Source organism: Streptococcus infantis (assembly GCF_018499575.1).
In the GTDB taxonomy this organism is placed as follows: Bacteria; Bacillota; Bacilli; order Lactobacillales; family Streptococcaceae; genus Streptococcus; species Streptococcus infantis_K.
Map to the genome: position 1 here is coordinate 1178899 of NZ_JAHDAP010000001.1, position 16946 is coordinate 1195844.

General features: G+C 41.7%; 16 protein-coding genes and 1 pseudogene. 1 reads left to right on the forward strand and 16 read right to left on the reverse strand.

Going from position 1 to position 16946, the window contains the following annotated elements:
• Nucleotides 1–33: 33 nt before the first annotated feature.
• The 10 genes from KJR31_RS05865 to KJR31_RS05910 form a co-directional block, all read right to left on the reverse strand.
• Nucleotides 34–975, reverse strand: coding sequence for a 3'-5' exoribonuclease YhaM family protein (locus KJR31_RS05865; RefSeq protein ID WP_214262489.1), 942 nt, complete (start codon nucleotides 973–975; stop codon nucleotides 34–36).
• Nucleotides 965–2221: a DNA recombination protein RmuC gene (rmuC, locus tag KJR31_RS05870; protein ID WP_214262490.1), complete on the reverse strand. Its 1257-nt coding sequence runs from the start codon at nucleotides 2219–2221 to the stop codon at nucleotides 965–967. The genes KJR31_RS05865 and rmuC overlap by 11 nt, the downstream gene beginning before the upstream one ends.
• A 1-nt stretch (nucleotide 2222) precedes the next feature.
• The gene (locus KJR31_RS05875) at nucleotides 2223–2885 is read right to left on the reverse strand and encodes a thiamine diphosphokinase (protein WP_214262491.1); all 663 of its coding nucleotides are present in this window, start codon (nucleotides 2883–2885) and stop codon (nucleotides 2223–2225) included.
• Entirely contained in the window at nucleotides 2848–3504 is a 657-nt protein-coding gene (gene rpe / locus KJR31_RS05880; RefSeq protein WP_214262492.1) for a ribulose-phosphate 3-epimerase, read from the reverse strand. Before rpe ends, KJR31_RS05875 begins: the two co-directional genes overlap by 38 nt.
• A gap of 10 nt (nucleotides 3505–3514) precedes the next feature.
• The gene (rsgA, locus tag KJR31_RS05885) at nucleotides 3515–4393 is read right to left on the reverse strand and encodes a ribosome small subunit-dependent GTPase A (RefSeq protein ID WP_214262532.1); all 879 of its coding nucleotides are present in this window, start codon (nucleotides 4391–4393) and stop codon (nucleotides 3515–3517) included.
• A 1-nt stretch (nucleotide 4394) separates the two neighbouring features.
• Nucleotides 4395–5267: a 16S rRNA (adenine(1518)-N(6)/adenine(1519)-N(6))-dimethyltransferase RsmA gene (gene rsmA, locus KJR31_RS05890; RefSeq protein WP_214262493.1), complete on the reverse strand. Its 873-nt coding sequence runs from the start codon at nucleotides 5265–5267 to the stop codon at nucleotides 4395–4397.
• Between the two features lie 19 nt (nucleotides 5268–5286).
• Nucleotides 5287–5997 (reverse strand): dimethyladenosine transferase, encoded by a 711-nt coding sequence (locus KJR31_RS05895; protein WP_214262494.1) that lies wholly within the window; start codon nucleotides 5995–5997, stop codon nucleotides 5287–5289.
• Nucleotides 5998–6086: 89 nt separating this feature from the next.
• Nucleotides 6087–7514, reverse strand: coding sequence for an SseB family protein (locus tag KJR31_RS05900; RefSeq protein WP_214262495.1), 1428 nt, complete (start codon nucleotides 7512–7514; stop codon nucleotides 6087–6089).
• A 132-nt stretch (nucleotides 7515–7646) separates the two neighbouring features.
• The gene (rnmV, locus tag KJR31_RS05905; RefSeq protein WP_214262496.1) at nucleotides 7647–8210 is read right to left on the reverse strand and encodes a ribonuclease M5; all 564 of its coding nucleotides are present in this window, start codon (nucleotides 8208–8210) and stop codon (nucleotides 7647–7649) included.
• The gene (locus KJR31_RS05910) at nucleotides 8207–8983 is read right to left on the reverse strand and encodes a TatD family hydrolase (RefSeq protein ID WP_214262497.1); all 777 of its coding nucleotides are present in this window, start codon (nucleotides 8981–8983) and stop codon (nucleotides 8207–8209) included. Before KJR31_RS05910 ends, rnmV begins: the two co-directional genes overlap by 4 nt.
• Nucleotides 8984–9138: 155 nt before the next feature.
• Between KJR31_RS05910 and KJR31_RS05915 the strand changes: the two genes are divergently transcribed.
• The gene (locus KJR31_RS05915; RefSeq protein WP_214262498.1) at nucleotides 9139–10983 is read left to right on the forward strand and encodes an APC family permease; all 1845 of its coding nucleotides are present in this window, start codon (nucleotides 9139–9141) and stop codon (nucleotides 10981–10983) included.
• Nucleotides 10984–11166: 183 nt separating this feature from the next.
• On the opposite strand, the gene rpmH is transcribed toward KJR31_RS05915, so the two are convergent.
• The 6 genes and pseudogenes from rpmH to KJR31_RS05940 form a co-directional block, all read right to left on the reverse strand.
• Nucleotides 11167–11301 (reverse strand): 50S ribosomal protein L34, encoded by a 135-nt coding sequence (rpmH, locus tag KJR31_RS05920; protein ID WP_000831905.1) that lies wholly within the window; start codon nucleotides 11299–11301, stop codon nucleotides 11167–11169.
• A 144-nt stretch (nucleotides 11302–11445) separates the two neighbouring features.
• Entirely contained in the window at nucleotides 11446–12660 is a 1215-nt protein-coding gene (locus KJR31_RS05925) for a pyridoxal phosphate-dependent aminotransferase (RefSeq protein WP_214262499.1), read from the reverse strand.
• Between the two features lie 476 nt (nucleotides 12661–13136).
• Entirely contained in the window at nucleotides 13137–14597 is a 1461-nt protein-coding gene (gene gltX / locus KJR31_RS05930; RefSeq protein WP_214262500.1) for a glutamate--tRNA ligase, read from the reverse strand.
• Between the two features lie 131 nt (nucleotides 14598–14728).
• Nucleotides 14729–16078 carry a glucose-6-phosphate isomerase gene (locus tag KJR31_RS05935; RefSeq protein ID WP_214262501.1) on the reverse strand — a complete coding sequence of 450 codons (1350 nt, stop codon included), beginning with the start codon at nucleotides 16076–16078 and terminating at the stop codon, nucleotides 14729–14731.
• Nucleotides 16065–16256: pseudogene (locus tag KJR31_RS08640) on the reverse strand (hypothetical protein). Before KJR31_RS08640 ends, KJR31_RS05935 begins: the two are co-directional and overlap by 14 nt.
• The gene (locus KJR31_RS05940) at nucleotides 16250–16939 is read right to left on the reverse strand and encodes a gamma-glutamyl-gamma-aminobutyrate hydrolase family protein (RefSeq protein WP_045614750.1); all 690 of its coding nucleotides are present in this window, start codon (nucleotides 16937–16939) and stop codon (nucleotides 16250–16252) included. The pseudogene KJR31_RS08640 and the gene KJR31_RS05940 overlap by 7 nt, the downstream one beginning before the upstream one ends.
• Between the last annotated feature and the right edge of the window lie 7 nt (nucleotides 16940–16946).

Sequence of the window (16946 nt, forward strand, 5' to 3'; positions counted from 1 at the left end):
TTACTGCCTAAATAAAGCTCATTTTTTTAGTTTCTAGTCTAATTTCGGCTTGTAGAAGGAACGATTGTCCATTGCAAAGACTTTATTGGTCATTTCACCCTCATCAACAAGGGCCAGAGCTGTCGACATCATCATCATGCTGGCATCCAAATTATCAATCATATGAATAATTTCAGCTTCCATCACACGAGGACGAACAGGACTACCATACTCGAGTAATCCATGGTGACTGAGGATAACATGACGTAGAAGAACGACTTCTTCTCGAGTATCATCAATACCAAGTTCCATTGTCGCTTTGGTAATTTCGCTATCAATCAAAGCGATATGGCCAATAAGATTGCCTCTTACTGTGTACTCTGTCTGATCGGGACCTGTTAACTCAATAACCTTGGCTAGGTCATGCAACATAATTCCGGCGTAGAGCAAGCTCTTATTCAGCTGTGGATATACATCTGCGATAGCTTCAGCTAAACGAACCATAGTGGCAGTATGATAAGCAAGTCCTGTCTCAAAGGCATGATGATTGGTTTTGGCAGCTGGATAGGAATAAAATTCTTTATCATATTTGGTATAGAGAGCTCGAACGATTCGTTGCCAGATAGGATTTTCAATTTTGAAAATCATCTGCGCCATGTACTCGCGGATTTCTTTAACATCCACTGGTGATTTGACCTTGAAGTCTGCTGGATCATTGGGTTCGCCAGGCTGAGGTAAGCGAAGGGTGATTTGATTGACTTGAGGAGTATTGTTATAAACTTCCCGACGTCCCTGCATGTGGACAACCTTCCCTGCAGTAAAGGCCTCAACATTGTGAGGTTGGGCATCCCAGAGTTTCCCTTCGATTTCCCCACTATCATCTTGGAAGGTAAAGGCTAGGTAGTTTTTCCCAGCACGTGTCTGTCTTAGGTCAGCTGACTTGATCAGGTAAAAGCCTTCAAAAAGCTCATCTTTTTTCATGTGACTAATCTTCATATTCTTCCTCATCTTCTTGGAACTGGAGTAGGTCAAGCGCTGGCTCACCTTCTGATAACTCAATGTGACGGAGCGTTCGCTCGATAGCTGTAGTACGACGGTTTAATAATTCATCAATGTTGCCAGAGGCATGTTGGAGATGTTTTTGTGCCTTGACCAGAATGCCTCCAAACTTGCCAAATTCAGTTTTAACACTAGCAAGAGTTTGGCTGATATGATCCGCACTTTTTTGGATATTGAGAGTTTTGAAGCCAACGGATAGGGAGTTCAGAAGAGCTGACAAGGTACTTGGACCGGCAACGATAATCTGTTCCTCCCGTCTCAAACCATCAAAGAAAATCGGATTTCTAACGATTTCTGAATAAAGGCCTTCTGTCGGAACAAACAAGACCCCAAAATTGGTCGTCCGAGGTGGCGCTATGTACTTGCTCTTGATATCCTTGGCAAAGCGCTTGACGCTGGCTAAGAGTGACTTGCGACAACGTTCGATTTCATCCTTGTCACCCACTTCATAGGCTTCTTCTAAGCGGTAATAATCTTCCAGTGGGAATTTAGAGTCAATCGGCAGATAGACATATTCTTGGTCGCCTTGTCCAGGCAACTTAATAGCGTATTCTACTCGTTCACTCGAGTTTTCAACCGTTGCAAATTCTCGTTCGTACTGGGCAGGGGTCATGATATCCTCTATGATTTGACCCAGTTGCAATTCTCCTAGAATTCCTCGAGTTTTTGTTCCAGATAAGACCTTGTTAAGGGCACCGACATCTCGCGCAACTGTCTGCATTTCTCCAAGACCACGATTGACAGATTCCAGCTGTTTGGAAACTGTCTCGAAGGATGCTTGCAAGCGTGTCTGTAGGGTCTTTTCTAGCTTTTCCTCGACCGTTTGGCGCATTTGTTCTAAGCGTTGGTCATTTGACTCCTGCAAGGCTTGGAGGCGTTGGTCGGTCTTATCTCTAGTTTGGAGAAGGTTCTCATTCATCTCCTGCCTAAACTGAGTCAAGCCTTGGTGCAACTCGATTCGCACCTCCTGCAAACGGTCACTGACAGCCACTTCAAGATTTTTTTGGTCGAGCTGACTAGCTTGTCGAGCTTGCTCAAAACGATAATCCAGCTGATCTGACAGATAATCTGCCTGGTCTTCCAAACTCTTGGTCAGATATGTCTCCTGCTTGTCCTGCCTTTGCCAAATAAGAAAGAGGCCGGCTAGGTTAGCTATTAATAATAGTAATACTACAATCTCCATCCTATCTCCTGTCCTTGCTATGTAGCACGACTACATAGCCATCTGGGCAAGTCACCGAAACTTCCCTATCTATATATTCGTTAGAAGCGTAAACTTTCTTAAAGAAAAAATTCTCCTCAGTCAATTCATACTTGGCTCCGAGAATAGTCAACTGACTATCCCTCACAGGCATAAAAGCAAGGTAATCATAATCCAAACGTGGTTCTAGCCAACTGGTCCCTTCTGGGCAATAGCTAATCAAGTTTTGTCCATCCTCAATCTCTATTTGGCGCATAAAGGGTGCCAACTTGGGATTACTCGGAAGAAAGACATTAGCCAGCATATGGTCAATACGACCACCTAGGGCACCAAAAATGGTCACTTGTGCTTGAGGATTTTTTTCAAAAATCGTTAAAAGTGCTAGTTCCAGATCCGTATCATCTTTTTCTGGCTGGGCTTGGACAAAGTATTGAGCACGCTTTTGAATCAACTGACGTTCTTCCATAGTCACAGAATCAAAATCCCCAACAGCTAGAGCAAGAGGAAGTTTTTCCTCCAGCACCCAGAGTGAGCCACGGTCCACACCGACAAAACAATCAAAATCTGTCCGATAATGTCCTCGGTCTCCACCAGCAAAAACCGCTACTTTAGTCCAGTTGTTTTCGGAGTGCTTGCACTCGTTCATTGACATCTCCCTTAAAGACATAAGACCCTGCTACAAAGACTGTAGCACCAGCTTCTTTGGCTTGAGCAATAGTTTGATCATCAATCCCGCCATCCACTTCAATCTCAAAGTTCAATCCTTTTTCTTCACGAAGGGCTACTAGCTCACGTATCTTATCCATGGTCTCAGGTAGAAAGGCTTGCCCACCAAAACCAGGATTCACCGTCATGACCAAAACTTGATCGACTAGATGAAGGACATGCTTAATCGCTTCAACTGGTGTACCAGGATTGATGACGACCGAAGGTTTGACACCAAGAGAACGAATCTTTTGAAGAGCGCCATGGATATGAGGTGTCGCTTCAACATGGATGCTGATGATGTCAGCTCCTGCACGCGCAAAATCCGCTAAATGATTTTCTGGGTTGGAGACCATCAAGTGGCAGTCAAAGACCATCTTACTATGAGGTCGAAGACTTTCGACTACACCTGCACCAAAGCTGATCTGAGGTACAAAGTGACCATCCATGATATCGATATGGGCGTATTCTGCCCCAGTTGCTTCAAGGCGTTTAATTTCACGTTCAAAATTAGCATAGTCTGCCGCCAATATTGATGGGGCAATCTTGTATTGAGACATAGGTTTCTCCTTATTTTGGAATTTTTTTGCTGACTTTTTTATAGGTTTCTCTGCGATTTTCAATTTCGCTCAGGAATTGCAAATAGTTATCAAAACGGAAGCTCGCAATGAGACCTTCTTCTACTGCTGGTTTGACCGCACAGGAAGGCTCATGGGTATGCGTACAAGTACGGAACTTGCAATCTCGGCTAACAGAGGCAATTTCTGGAAAGGCCTGATTGAGGTCTTCTGCTGTTGCCACTTCATAATCCAGAGATGAAAACCCTGGCGTGTCTGCGATTTTCCCACCATTGAGATTGTAAAAACTAACAGCTCGAGTGGTATGACGACCACGACCTAGACTATCAGAAATTTCTCCTGTCTCTAGATTAAGGTCAGGTGCGATTTTATTAAGAAGGGTTGACTTACCAACACCTGTCTGCCCCATAAAGACTGTCACCTTGTTTGTCAATAGTGGCAAAAGCTCTTCCTTACTAGTTACAAAGTCATAGCCGATGGCACGATAGGTCTGCTCGTAAAAATCCAGTTCTCCTCGATCTGACAAGAGGTCCATTTTAGAAATATAAACGATGGGATGAATACCCTTATGTTCCAAGAGAACCAAGAAGCGATCCAGCAAATTGCTATTAAAATCCGGCTCCTTGACCGACATGATAACAACCGCTTGATCAATATTGACAATGGGCGGGCGAACTAGACTATTTTTTCGTTCCTGAATCTTAAGAATGTAGCCCTCAGAGTTTTCTTTCGCAGAAAAATCTACCCAATCTCCGACGTAGGGTGTGTGGCCTTTTTTACGAAAATTCCCACGCGCGCGTGTCTGATAAACTTGACCATCTCTCTCCACATAGTAGAAGCCAGCCAAGGCTTTAATGATTTGTCCCTGCATCCTAGAGTCCTTGTCCTTTAAGTGCATCTGCTAGGCTAGCAAATTCTGCCAAGCTGAGAGCTTCACCACGTACACTTGGTGCCAGTCCAGCCTGATCCAAAGCCTTGGTCAGCTTGTCCTTGATTTCCTCAGTCTTCCCAAAGTAACCTGTCAAGTTGTTCCACAAAGTCTTGCGACGGTGAGTGAAGCTAGCCTTGGAGACTTTAAAGAAGAAATTCTCATCTTCCACTGCTACAGCTGGTTCTGGACTACGTACCATTTTCAGGATAGCTGAGTCCACATTTGGAGCTGGTACAAAGACCGTACGAGGTACGATAAAGGCAACCTTGGCCGTCATGTAATACTGCACAGCAATCGACAAACTACCGTATGCCTTGGTATTTGGTCGAGCAGAGATACGATCTGCCACTTCTTTTTGCATCATGACGACAAACTCACTGAACGGAATGCCACTCTCGATTAAGTGCATGAGAATAGGGGTTGTGATATAGTAAGGCAAGTTGGCCACTACCTTAATTGGCAGATCAGGATTTTTGAAATTTTGGATATGTTTTGCCAAGTCAACCTTAAGAATGTCCTCATTGACTACGGTCACATTGTCAAAATCACGCAGGGTATCCGCTAGGATTGGTACCAAGCGGTGATCAATCTCAAAGGCCATGACTTGAGCTGCACGCTCAGCTAAAAATTCCGTCAAAGCACCAATCCCTGGCCCAATTTCAATAACATTGACCTGGTCATCAACTTCAGCCGTATCCACAATTTTTTGAAGGATATTGGTATCGGTCAAGAAATTTTGCCCGAAGGATTTTTTAAAGGTAAAACCGTGACGCTCCAGTACTGCCTTGGTCACGCTATAATCTGCAATTCTCATTTATTCTCTTTTCTAATTATTAGCTAAAAATAATATATAGAAACCACATAATTCCTGCCAACAAAATCCAAAATACAAATAGAACACGATGTTTGTTCGCTTTTGTATCGGCTCCAGTCATATCGCCCCCTTGCTTATCATCTTGGGGGTTCATTTTCTTCAATTCATCCTGATAGGCAACTGAATCTAGAATATTGTCTTCTGGCAATAATTCTGAAGCATAATAATCAGGAAAGCCCATAGCAAGGCCGATTAAGTTCTCATCCGTTAGAGAAAAATCTAAATCTTTGGGTTGATTTTCCCGAATAGCTCGGATATTTTTTAACAGTTTATCAGCAACTACAGAGACTTGGTCCATAAAAACTACATCCAAAAGATCAAATCCTAACACATCAGCATCTTTTACGTTTGCAAGAATATAACGAACAAAGGCATCATATAGTTTCAAGGCTTGTGGGACATTCTCTTCTAAAAAAGACCGGTTTTGGAGGGCGTTTTGCTGGAATTTTTCAATAGGAATCAAGATATCTACATTCTGCTCTTGGTAAAACTTTTCTGCTTGCTCTTCATCTTCTTCGAGTTTTTCTGCTGTTTCCCAGAGAGCAATAGGAGCTCTTAAATCTTCTTCATCCCAAAACAATTGCCAAAAATAGGGTATTGTGTAAATTCCCTCTGTTAGAATACGAGCTTCATCTCCGTTTTTTAAGTAAATATAACTTCTATTTGCCATATCATTTCCTTTCACAATCTTTGAAAAAGGGTAGTGGTTCAAGTAGGATGTAGATAAAACTATATAGTTTCCCAATGTAAAGAAACTCTCTAATCTTTAGCTCTGCCTTCTAGTTCCTCACTAAACTTTTGCATTTCTTTAAAAGCTGTTAGGCTAACATAAGCACCCGCTTCATAATACTCCGTTGGATTAATGGCATAGTCAAAAACTTCAATCATGCCTCCCGCTTCTTCAATCATGCCATTCCATTTTTCGTCAAAGACCATTCGCAGACGTTTCCAATCGGTAAATACCGGCACAGAATTTCTGCCATCTTTTCCTTCTTTGACTGGAATGTTGAAACTAGAATCTTTTTCCAAGACAAAGGAGCTTCCTTCCTGACTATCGTCCTTAAATTCCGAAGCAGCATCTAAAGGAATTAGGAATTTTGCTTTCAGCATAGCTTCAGAGAAGAACTTATAATAGAGTTTGTAAATTACTTCTTCATCTTCTGTCGTCGGGCTATCCAGTTGTCCCATTAACAGCATCCATCTTACTAGGTCAGGGTTCATCACAGGAACTTGTATTTCTGGCAAATTAGAAAAATCTGGTTTTTGAACCAAGGCCGAGGCACTGATGCTAACTTCCTTGGAATTAAAGATTGCTCCCAAGGCACCATTTAAGTAAAAGGCTGCCCCAAGGAAATTCTCAATCCCTTTTTTATCTTCCGTATTTTCAATCAGTTTTACAACTGAGTTTGGTCGACTATCAATAGTTTCCTTGAATTGGCGATACCAAGATGGCGTCAACAGCATAATCATGGGATCCGTACACAGATAACCTTCCTCGCCTCTGTCATAGGTGGTTGAGAAAAGATAAGTTTCGCCTGTTTTTTCTGAATAAACTGCATAAACTGAATCTGCTGCCAGCAACTTGTCCTTGACGATTTCCGCTAGACGTTCCAACTTGCGAGTGTTAGCTTGATAGCTTTCTTCGCTTTCAGTTTCCTGATTTTGACGGCATTTCCATAAAAAGAGTCGCAAAATCTCTACACTGTCATCAAGGCTAGCTGCCAAATAGTCTTCATTGGTCAACTGCCCCTCTTGGATGGCTACGAAAGCACGATAAAGAGCATCTGAATAGCTAGATAATTTTTGTTCTTCATCAACACCTGAACTAAAGAGGACACTTCCCTTTTTAAGTTTAGTCAAGGAAGGATCCATATCAACCACTAGATGTGCGAGAACTTCATCCGTTAGACTATCTGTATCTTTGTTTTGACTGCTGAGTTTTTTAACCTCTACAATGCCAAGAGCCTTCATTCCTTGGTCAGGATTGCAAAACTGCAGCTGATCCCCAACCTTGAGAGTCCCTTCTAAACTCCCAACAATCAATAATTGATTCGTTTCCTTCATTGGAAACAAATCTAGAACGCCAACGCAAGCATTGCCTTTCGCCTCTTCTGCTTCCTTATTGGATTCCGTTATTTCAGTTGTTTTTGTTGCTTCTGTCTTTTTTAAAAAATCAAAGATTCCCATAACTTTTCCTCATTATCTCCACTTAGCACAAAGCCTATGGAGTCACTTTTCTAATGCTTGCTACCAAGCTTGATTAAACCGTTTATGATTACTTCTATTGTATCATATTCCCCTTACATTTTGGGGAGTTTCTCAATTCTCATATGATTTCATGGCATCTTCAACTTCAGCTAAACGGATACCAAATAATTCCAAACGCTTGAGCAGTTGTTTCCCATTGGAATAACCAATACGAAGGCTTTCTCCTAGATATTCTCTGCGTTTTCGGCTGTCTACTCCAGCTAGAAACCCTAATCGAATCAAGTCACTACGGCTAATATCAAAGTCACTTTCTACTTCAAACTGATCTGTGACTTGTTCTAGTGCTGTTTTCAAGTCTTCGTAGCTAGCGTGTTCAATCCCCAAAGAACGTCCCTTGGACTTAGATTTAGGAACAGCCTCATCTCTCTTGAGAAAGGCATGCTGTACCGTTGGAATGGCCGTCATAATCATGCGACGAATGCGTTCACCATTAAAATCTGGATCTGTAAAGACAATCACTCCATGACGTTGGTGTAGACGTTGGATTCGTTCAAGGTCTTGTTCATTGATAGCCGAACCACGAGTCTCATATGTCTCCACATCAAAGTAACGTTTGAGATTTGCCGTATCATCACGTCCTTCGACTACGATGACTTGGGAAATTTTCTCTTTCATGATTTACGTTCCAATCCAAAGATTCGTTCAGCATTGGCACTTGTCACAGCTGCCAATTCTTCTGTCGTCATGCCACGTAATTCCGCGATAAAGTCCACTACATAGCGCGTGTAAGCTGTCTTGTTTTCACGACCACGCTTGGGTACTGGGGCTAAATAAGGCGCATCTGTTTCTACCAAAATCTTTTCCAAAGGCAACTCTTTGGCTGCTTCCTGAATATCTGTCGCTTTTTTAAAGGTCACCACTCCAGAAAAAGAAATGGTCATACCTAGCTCCACAAACTTTTCAGCCCACTCTAGAGAACCTGAGAAGGAATGCATAATCCCACCACGAGGACCAACGCCCTCACTCTTAATAATCTCATAGGTGTCTTCTAGCGCATCACGGGTATGGACCACAAAAGGAAAGTCCAGTTCCTTAGATAGCTGAATCTGACGACGGAAAACCTTCTCTTGAACTTCTTTAGGGGCTGTCATCCAGTGATAGTCCAAACCAATCTCACCTAGCGCAACAACTTTTGGATGTTTTAGTTTTTCTAGCAAGTAATTCTCAATATCCTCTGTATAATCTCCTGCTTCTGTAGGATGCCATCCAATAGTCGCATAGAGTTGGTCATACTTGTCCACCAATTCTAGAGCACGCTCAATAGTCGGTTTGTCAAAACCAACAATATTCATCCGAGTCACACCCATTTCAGCTGCTAAGGCAAGCTCTTCTTCTTCACGTCCCAAAAATTCCTCTATATTTAAATGTGTATGAGTATCAAAAATCATTTATATTTCCTCGTTTTTTCTACTTTCTATTATACCAAAAAACTAGTCGCATCCTTATAGGAAAAAAATATTTTGAAATCAATGATTTTCCCTTGACGGTATTTTTTCATAGCAGTATAATAGCTCTTGTTGAAAATTTCAAAAAAGGAAAGAAAATGTTTACAAAACTTAAATATACCTTTATCGGTCGTCCTCTAAAATCCTTAACTGAGGGTGAAGGAGGACTTCTTGGAAAAACACAAGCACTTGCAATGCTCTCAAGCGATGCCCTTTCATCTATCGCCTATGGGCCTGAGCAGGTCGTCCTTGTCTTGGCTAGCCTATCTCCGCTTGCTATTTGGTGGAGTCTCCCTATCGGCATTTTTGTCCTCTTGCTACTTGCTAGTCTAACCATTTCTTACCGACAAATCATTCACGCCTACCCTCAAGGTGGGGGTGCCTATATGGTTACTCGAGAAAACCTGTCACCTGAGCTCGGTTTGATTGCTGGGGGAAGCTTGCTTGTTGACTATATGCTAACAGTAGCCGTATCCGTGGCTGCAGGAGCTGATGCTATCACAGCAGCACTTCCTGCTCTCCATCCCTACAATCTCCACATTTCTATTTTTCTGGTCTGTTTACTCATGCTTTTGAATCTGAGAGGCTTGAGGGAATCTGCTAGTTCGCTGATGATCCCTGTCTATCTCTTTATCTTTAGCACGGTCTTCCTCTTATTGTTTGGCTTATTCCAACTATTGACAGGTTCTCTCAGCTATCATGCAACTTCTACAATTGGTCAAACTGTCCCAAGTCTCTCAATCGTCCTGATTTTAAGAGCCTTTACCAGCGGTTCAGCTTCATTAACCGGGGTTGAAGCAATCTCAAATGCTGTTCCATTTTTCAAAACTCCTAAAGAGAAGAACGCTGCTCAGACACTGACCATCATGTCTCTGATTCTTGGATTTCTATTTGCAGGAATTACCTTCCTAAACTACTGGATGGGGATTACTCCTCAACACGGAGAAACAATCCTTTCACAGATGGCTAAAGGAATTTTAGGGGATTCAGCTCTCGGTCAAGTTGTTTATTATCTCTTCCAATTTTCAACAGCTCTCATCCTAGCCGTAGCTGCAAATACTGGTTTTTCTGCCTTTCCGATGTTGGCTTACAATATGGCTAAAAACAAGTACATGCCCCATCTTTTTATGGAAAAAGGAGATCGTCTAGGCTACTCAAACGGTATCCTAACCTTGGCCTTTGGCGCTATGATTCTTCTGCTCATTTTTAACGGAAATACGGAACGCTTGATTCCTCTTTATACTATTGGAGTTTTCGTACCTTTTGCTCTTTCTCAAACAGGGATGATTCGCCACTGGAAAAAAGAAAAAGGCTCTCATTTCTTAAAATCTGCCTTTGCAAATATCCTCGGTGCCATCATTTGTTATGCTATCGTTCTTATCTTACTCTTCTTCAGACTTGGAGATATCTGGCCTTTCTTCCCAATCATCCTGGTCCTAACCTTCCTTTTCTTGTCTATCCATAGCCATTACCAAAAAGTGGCCAAACAACTTCGACTTTATGAAGGAATTCAAAAGAAAGCCTACGATGGCAATGTCGTCCTTGTCTTAGTAGGAAATGTTACCAGAGTCAGCGTTGGTGCTATTAACTACGCTCAAAGCATTGGAGATGAGGTTTTGGCTATGCACATTTCCACCAAGGAAACGGAGGAAAAAGACCAAGAAATCCTTCAAGAATTCGCTGACTACTTCCCAAATATCACTCTAAAAAACATTAATACTAGCTATCGCGATATCATCACACCTACAGTTCGATATGTTCGAAAAATCTCTCAAGAAGCCAAGAAAAAGAACTACACAGTTACAGTTCTAGTACCTCAATTTATCCCTAACAAGCCTTGGCAAAATATCCTCCACAATCAAATGAGTCTTAAATTAAAATACGCTCTCAGATGGCACGAAGATGTCGTCGTTGCTAGCTACTCTTATCATTTGAAAGAATAAAGAAAAGCTCAAAACCAGAAAACTTAACCTCTGGTTTTGAGCTTTTTTCTATATGTCGTCTTTCCAATACATCTTCTAAAGGTTTTATTCTAAAACAGGTATTTTAGAAAATTCACTTTTTTAGGCAACAGAAAAGTCAGTAGACTCGAGTTTCTACTGACTTCTTTGTTTGATTCGTTTTGATTACGCAGCCAAAACTTTGCGTCCTTTGCGACGACGAGCTGCCAATACGCGACGACCGTTTTTAGTTGACATACGGTTACGGAATCCGTGTTTACGCGCACGACGAAGTTTACTTGGTTGATAAGTACGTTTCACGATGAATACCTCCTCATAGATTTTGTATTCGTTTAGCCGGCTATAATGTGATCAGTTACTAAACATACTTTACTATTCTATCTGATTCTTACCTATTTGTCAATAGCTCTGAACAAATGTTTCCTGCTTTTCCCTATGAAAGCCTTATCTACGATACTGCTTCAAGAAACGAGTCATCTTCTCTTGGATTTGAGCTAACTCATCGACGCGTGGTAGATAGACGATACGGAAGTGATCTGGATCTTTCCAGTTAAATCCTCGTCCATGTACTAAGAGAACCTTTTCTTGCTTCAAGAAATTAAGGACAAATTGTTCATCATCGTCGATACGGTACATATTACGATCAATCTTAGGGAAGATATAAAGACCTGCTTTTGGTTTAACAGCAGACAAACCAGGAATATCTTGAATCGCATTATAAATAAAGTTTCTTTGCTCGTAGATGCGACCACCTGGTAAGAGCAATTCATCCACCGACTGATGACCACCAAGGGAGGTTTGAACTACCTGCTGGGCGAGTACGTTTGAACAGAGGCGCATGTTTGAGAGCATATTGAGACCTTCAATATAGCCCTTTACATGATGTTTAGGTCCAGACAAGACCATCCAACCCACACGGAATCCAGCGATACGGTGAGATTTAGATAGACCATTCATACTGACACAGAAAAGGTCTGGAGCCAAACTTGCTACTGGTGTGTGGACATTGCCGTCCATAACCATACGATCGTAGATTTCATCCGCAAAGATAATCAAGTCATTTTGGCGAGCAATCTCAATAATATCTAGCAAGAGTTCTTTGGGATAGAGGGCCCCCGTTGGATTATTCGGATTGATCAACACAATGGCCTTGGTATTTGAACTAATCTTAGACTTGATATCATCTAGGTCTGGATACCATTCAGCTTCTTCATCACAGATGTAGTGCACGGCATTTCCTCCGGCCAAGCTGACAGCAGCCGTCCAGAGAGGATAGTCAGGCATAGGAACTAAGACTTCATCGCCATTGTCCAAAAGCCCCTGCATAGACATGACAATCAGCTCACTAACCCCATTTCCAAGGTAGATATCATCGATACCTACATTTGGGAAATTTTTCAGTTGGCAATATTGCATGATCGCTTTACGAGCTGAAAAGATTCCTTTTGAATCTGAATAACCTTCGCTATCACGCGCATTCATAATTAGGTCATGAATCACCTCATCTGGTGCTGTAAAACCAAACTCAGCTGGGTTTCCTGTATTCAAACGGAGAATTTTTTCTCCATTTGCACGCATGCGCATAGCTTCTTCTAAAACTGGACCACGAATATCATAAGCCACATGTTCTAATTTGATTGATTTATTAAATTCTTTCATTTGAATTCCTCTATTCATCAGGATAGTTAATATTATACCACTCCAAAACGAAATCGTAAATTTCCTAGCGCTTTTCCTCAAAAAAACCTTGCTTAACGCAAGGTAACAGAGCAAGGTCGATTTCTTTCTGTATTTGGAGAAGAAAGAGTAGATATACTTCTCTAAAAAGCTGGACCAAACTGGACCAAAATCTTTCTAGAGTAACTCTCATGATCGAAAACAAAGTCTTTGTAGCGGATGGTAACTGCATAGATGAGGAATCTCTCCTTACATCCAGCAAAACGCAAAGAAAAAATAAGTAGACTCACCAACATTAAATTTAATGTCTGGGCTAATACGAGTCTTATTGTAAAGAATATACCATCGCACTACTTTATTTCCCTTGCCCTGCCACCTCATATTATACAATAAAATCTTTGCATTTTCAAATAAGTATACACAAAAAAGAACTCAATATATGAGTTCTTTTTAAGGTACTATTTTGCAATTTCTTCCAACATTTTTTCAATGTGTTGGATGGATTTTTCACGTCCAAGCAAGTAGATGGTGTCTGGCAATTCAGGACCATGCATTTCACCTGAAACGGCAATACGGATAGGCATAAAGAGGTTCTTCCCTTTGATACCTGTTTCTTTTTGGACTGCTTTGATTTGTGGGAAGATATTTTCTGCCACAAACTCTTCGTTTGACATAGCCTCAAGTTTTGCCTTGAAGGCTTCAAGGACAGTTGGCACTGTTTCACCAGCCATGACTTCTTTCTCAGCTTCTGTCAATTCTGGGAAGTCTGAGAAGAAGAGGTCTGTCAATGGAACGATTTCATCCACTGACTTCATTTGTGGTTTGTAGAGTTCCACTAATTTCTCAGCCTTGTCTGTCAAACGTCCTGCTGCTTCGAGGAATGGTTTGGCCATTTCAAAGATGGTCGCAAGATCCGCATTCTTGATATACTCATTGCTCATCCAGTCCATTTTCTTTTGGTCGAAGGCTGCTGGAGACTTGCTGAGACGGTTTTCATCAAAGAGTTGAATGAGTTCTTGGCGAGAGAAGATTTCGTCTTCCCCACCAGGATTCCAACCAAGCAGAGCGATAAAGTTAAAGACTGCTTCTGGAAGGTAACCTTTCTTACGGTAATCTTCGATAAATTGAAGGGTATTGGTATCACGTTTAGACAACTTCTTACCAGTTTCAGAGTTGATAATCAAGGTCATGTGACCAAATTCTGGTGCTTCCCAACCTAGAGCTTCATAGACCATGAGCTGTTTTGGTGTGTTAGCAATGTGGTCGTCTCCACGGATGACGTGAGAGATTTGCATATCGTGGTCATCGATTACAACGGCAAAGTTGTAAGTTGGGTAACCATCTTTCTTTTGGATAACCCAGTCTCCACCGATATTGCCACCTTCAAACTCGATGTCACCTTTGACCATATCATGCCATTTGTAAATACCAGACTCATTGACTGCCAAGCGAACCGTTGGAATGACACCTGCTGCTTCACGTTCTGCGATATAAGCTGCTTTTTCTTCTTCGCTCATGCCGAGGTATTCGTTGATGTAGCGAGGTGTTTCACCCGCCGCTTCTTGGCGTTCACGTTCAGCTGCCAACTCTTCTTCTGTAACGTAAGATTTGTAGGCTTTTCCTTCGGCTAGCAATTGGTCGATGTATTTTTGATAGAGTTCCAAACGCTCTGATTGGCGGTAATTTTCATGCGTTTCAGGACTTTCATCCCAGTCCATACCCAACCAACGAAGGTTTTCAAGCTGGGAACGTTCTCCGTCTTCGACGTGACGCTTGCGGTCCGTATCTTCGATACGGATGATAAAAGTTCCTCCATGGTGGCGTGCATACAAGTAGTTAAACAATGCTGTACGGGCATTTCCGATGTGTAGTAGTCCTGTTGGACTTGGTGCATAACGCACACGAATATCTTTTGACATATCTTCTCCTATAAAGTCTCTAGGCGTCTGCCTTTTTGCTCTCTATATTATATCACAAGTCGTGCCAGAGTCCAATTTCTCTTTTCGAGAAATAGTAAAAAGAGTGGTAAAACCACTCTTTTTTAAATCTATTATAGACGAGCGTTGAGTTCTTTGCTCAATTCTTCAAATCCTGGTTTACCAAGAAGGGCAAACATGTTACGTTTGTATGCTTCAACACCTGGTTGGTCAAATGGGTTGATCGCATTCAAGTAACCTGATAGGGCGATAGCCAATTCGAAGAAGTAGATAGTATAGCCAAGAGTGAAGGCATCTTGCTCAGGAAGAGTCACGTACATGTTTGGCACGTCACCGTCAGTATGGGCAAGAAGAACACCGTCAGTTGCTTTTTTGTTAACGAAGTCAACGTCTTTTCCTTGAAGGTAACCAAGTCCGTCAAGATCTTCTTCCAAAGTAGGGATGATCACGTTCTTACGTGGTTTGTCCACACGGACAACTGTTTCAAACATGATACGAGTTCCTTCTTGGATAAATTGACCCAATGAGTGCAAGTCTGTTGAGAAGTTAGCTGAAGTTGGGTAAATCCCTTTTTGGTCTTTCCCTTCTGACTCACCAGCCAATTGTTTCCACCACTCTGAGAAGTATTGAAGTGATGGCTCGTAGTTTACCAAGATTTCAGTTGCATAGCCTTTACGGTAAAGGATGTTACGAACTGCTGCATATTGGTAAGCTTCGTTTTCAGCAATCTTGTCTGAAGTGTAGTCTTTACGAGCTGCGTTGGCACCTTCCATAAGGGCTTTGATATCTGCTCCTGATGCTGCGATTGGAAGCAATCCAACTGCTGTCAATACTGAGAAACGTCCACCGATATCATCTGGAACCACAAATGTTTCCCAACCGTTAGCATCTGCTTCAACCTTAACAGCACCTTTTTGGCGGTCAGTTGTTGCGTAGATACGTTTGTTAGCTTCTTCTTGACCATATTTCTTAACCAAGAGTTCTTTGAAGACACGGAAAGCAATCGCTGGTTCAGTTGTTGTACCAGATTTAGAAATCACGTTTACTGAGAAGTCTTTATCTGAAACGTACTCTACCAAGTCAGCAAGGTAAGTTGATGAGATTGAGTTTCCAGCGTAAAGGATTTGTGGTGCTTTGCGTTCTTCTTTTGTTTGCAAGTTAGCAAAGTGGTGGTTCAAGAAGTCAATAGCTGCTTTCGCACCAAGATATGATCCACCGATACCGATAACGACCAAAACATCGCTGTCTTCTTTGATTTGTTCAGCAGCTTTCAAGATGCGGTCAAATTCTTCGCGGTCGTAGTTTTCAGGAAGGTCCAACCAACCCAAGAAGTCGCTACCAGCACCAGTTCCTTTACGGATCAATTCGTCTGCTGCTGTAACTTGTGCTTGCATGTATTCCACTTCATGTGGTGCAACAAATTTGTCTAATACTTTTGAATAATCAAATTTAATATGTGACATAGTATTCCTCCAAAATTTCTTCTTTTCTATCATAACGCTTACCTTGGATTTTTTCAAGTTTTTATACTGAATTTTTCCAAATTTTATCATAATTCAAACGTTTGCGTAAAAATGTTACAATATTAAAATTTGAACGAAACAAGACAAAAAAAACGACTAGGTTTCTAGTCGTTACAATTCATTTAATAAATACTCAAATAATTCTAAATTTCCATCTTCTTCATTAACCAAAAATTCTGGATGCCACTGCAAACCGATAATGCGGTGTTCGTCGATGGATTCAATTGCTTCAACAGTTTGGTCACGTGGATCCACAGCCGTCACACGAAAATTTGGTGCCAAGTCTTTAATACTTTGACGGTGCACTGAGTTTACTTGACTTTCTTTACCAAATAATTTAGACACCACACTGCCATCAACTGTCTCAATAGAATGTGAAGTCCCAAAAGGTAGACCTTGCCAATGACCTTCAATCTCCTGATTAAGTGTCCCACCAAAGGCAACATTCACAAGCTGAACGCCACGGCAGATGGCTAAGATTGGCTTATTCTGACGCAATGCTTCTTGTAGAAGAGCGAGCTCAAACTCATCACGAGCTAGGTTATAATCATCGCTATCAATCGTTTTTTCTTCACCATAAAACTGAGGATGAACATTTTGTCCTCCAGTCAAGATAAGCTTATCAATCATTTCTACGTAGTCATGGACAACTGACTCATCACCAACTGGAATCACCAAAGGAAGTCCGCCAACCTGACGAATACTCTCAGCGAATTTACAAGAGACAGATGAATGAATATTTTTTCCCTCTGCGTCCACGGGACATAGATTTGCTGCAACTCCAACAACCGTTCTTGCCATTACTGAT

Excerpts from the sequence above, each read along its gene's own strand:
- rsmA (WP_214262493.1), bottom strand. The coding sequence starts at position 5,267 with ATGAGAATTGCAGATTATAGCGTGACCAAGGCAGTACTGGAGCGTCAC.
- KJR31_RS05865 (WP_214262489.1), bottom strand. The coding sequence starts at position 975 with ATGAAGATTAGTCACATGAAAAAAGATGAGCTTTTTGAAGGCTTTTAC.
- KJR31_RS05915 (WP_214262498.1), top strand. The coding sequence starts at position 9,139 with ATGTTTACAAAACTTAAATATACCTTTATCGGTCGTCCTCTAAAATCC.
- KJR31_RS05925 (WP_214262499.1), bottom strand. The coding sequence starts at position 12,660 with ATGAAAGAATTTAATAAATCAATCAAATTAGAACATGTGGCTTATGAT.
- KJR31_RS05895 (WP_214262494.1), bottom strand. The coding sequence starts at position 5,997 with ATGGCAAATAGAAGTTATATTTACTTAAAAAACGGAGATGAAGCTCGT.
- KJR31_RS05900 (WP_214262495.1), bottom strand. The coding sequence starts at position 7,514 with ATGGGAATCTTTGATTTTTTAAAAAAGACAGAAGCAACAAAAACAACT.
- gltX (WP_214262500.1), bottom strand. The coding sequence starts at position 14,597 with ATGTCAAAAGATATTCGTGTGCGTTATGCACCAAGTCCAACAGGACTA.
- rpe (WP_214262492.1), bottom strand. The coding sequence starts at position 3,504 with ATGTCTCAATACAAGATTGCCCCATCAATATTGGCGGCAGACTATGCT.
- KJR31_RS05935 (WP_214262501.1), bottom strand. The coding sequence starts at position 16,078 with ATGTCACATATTAAATTTGATTATTCAAAAGTATTAGACAAATTTGTT.
- KJR31_RS05875 (WP_214262491.1), bottom strand. The coding sequence starts at position 2,885 with ATGAACGAGTGCAAGCACTCCGAAAACAACTGGACTAAAGTAGCGGTT.
- rmuC (WP_214262490.1), bottom strand. The coding sequence starts at position 2,221 with ATGGAGATTGTAGTATTACTATTATTAATAGCTAACCTAGCCGGCCTC.
- rnmV (WP_214262496.1), bottom strand. The coding sequence starts at position 8,210 with ATGAAAGAGAAAATTTCCCAAGTCATCGTAGTCGAAGGACGTGATGAT.
- KJR31_RS05940 (WP_045614750.1), bottom strand. The coding sequence starts at position 16,939 with ATGGCAAGAACGGTTGTTGGAGTTGCAGCAAATCTATGTCCCGTGGAC.
- rsgA (WP_214262532.1), bottom strand. The coding sequence starts at position 4,393 with ATGCAGGGACAAATCATTAAAGCCTTGGCTGGCTTCTACTATGTGGAG.
- KJR31_RS05910 (WP_214262497.1), bottom strand. The coding sequence starts at position 8,983 with ATGATTTTTGATACTCATACACATTTAAATATAGAGGAATTTTTGGGA.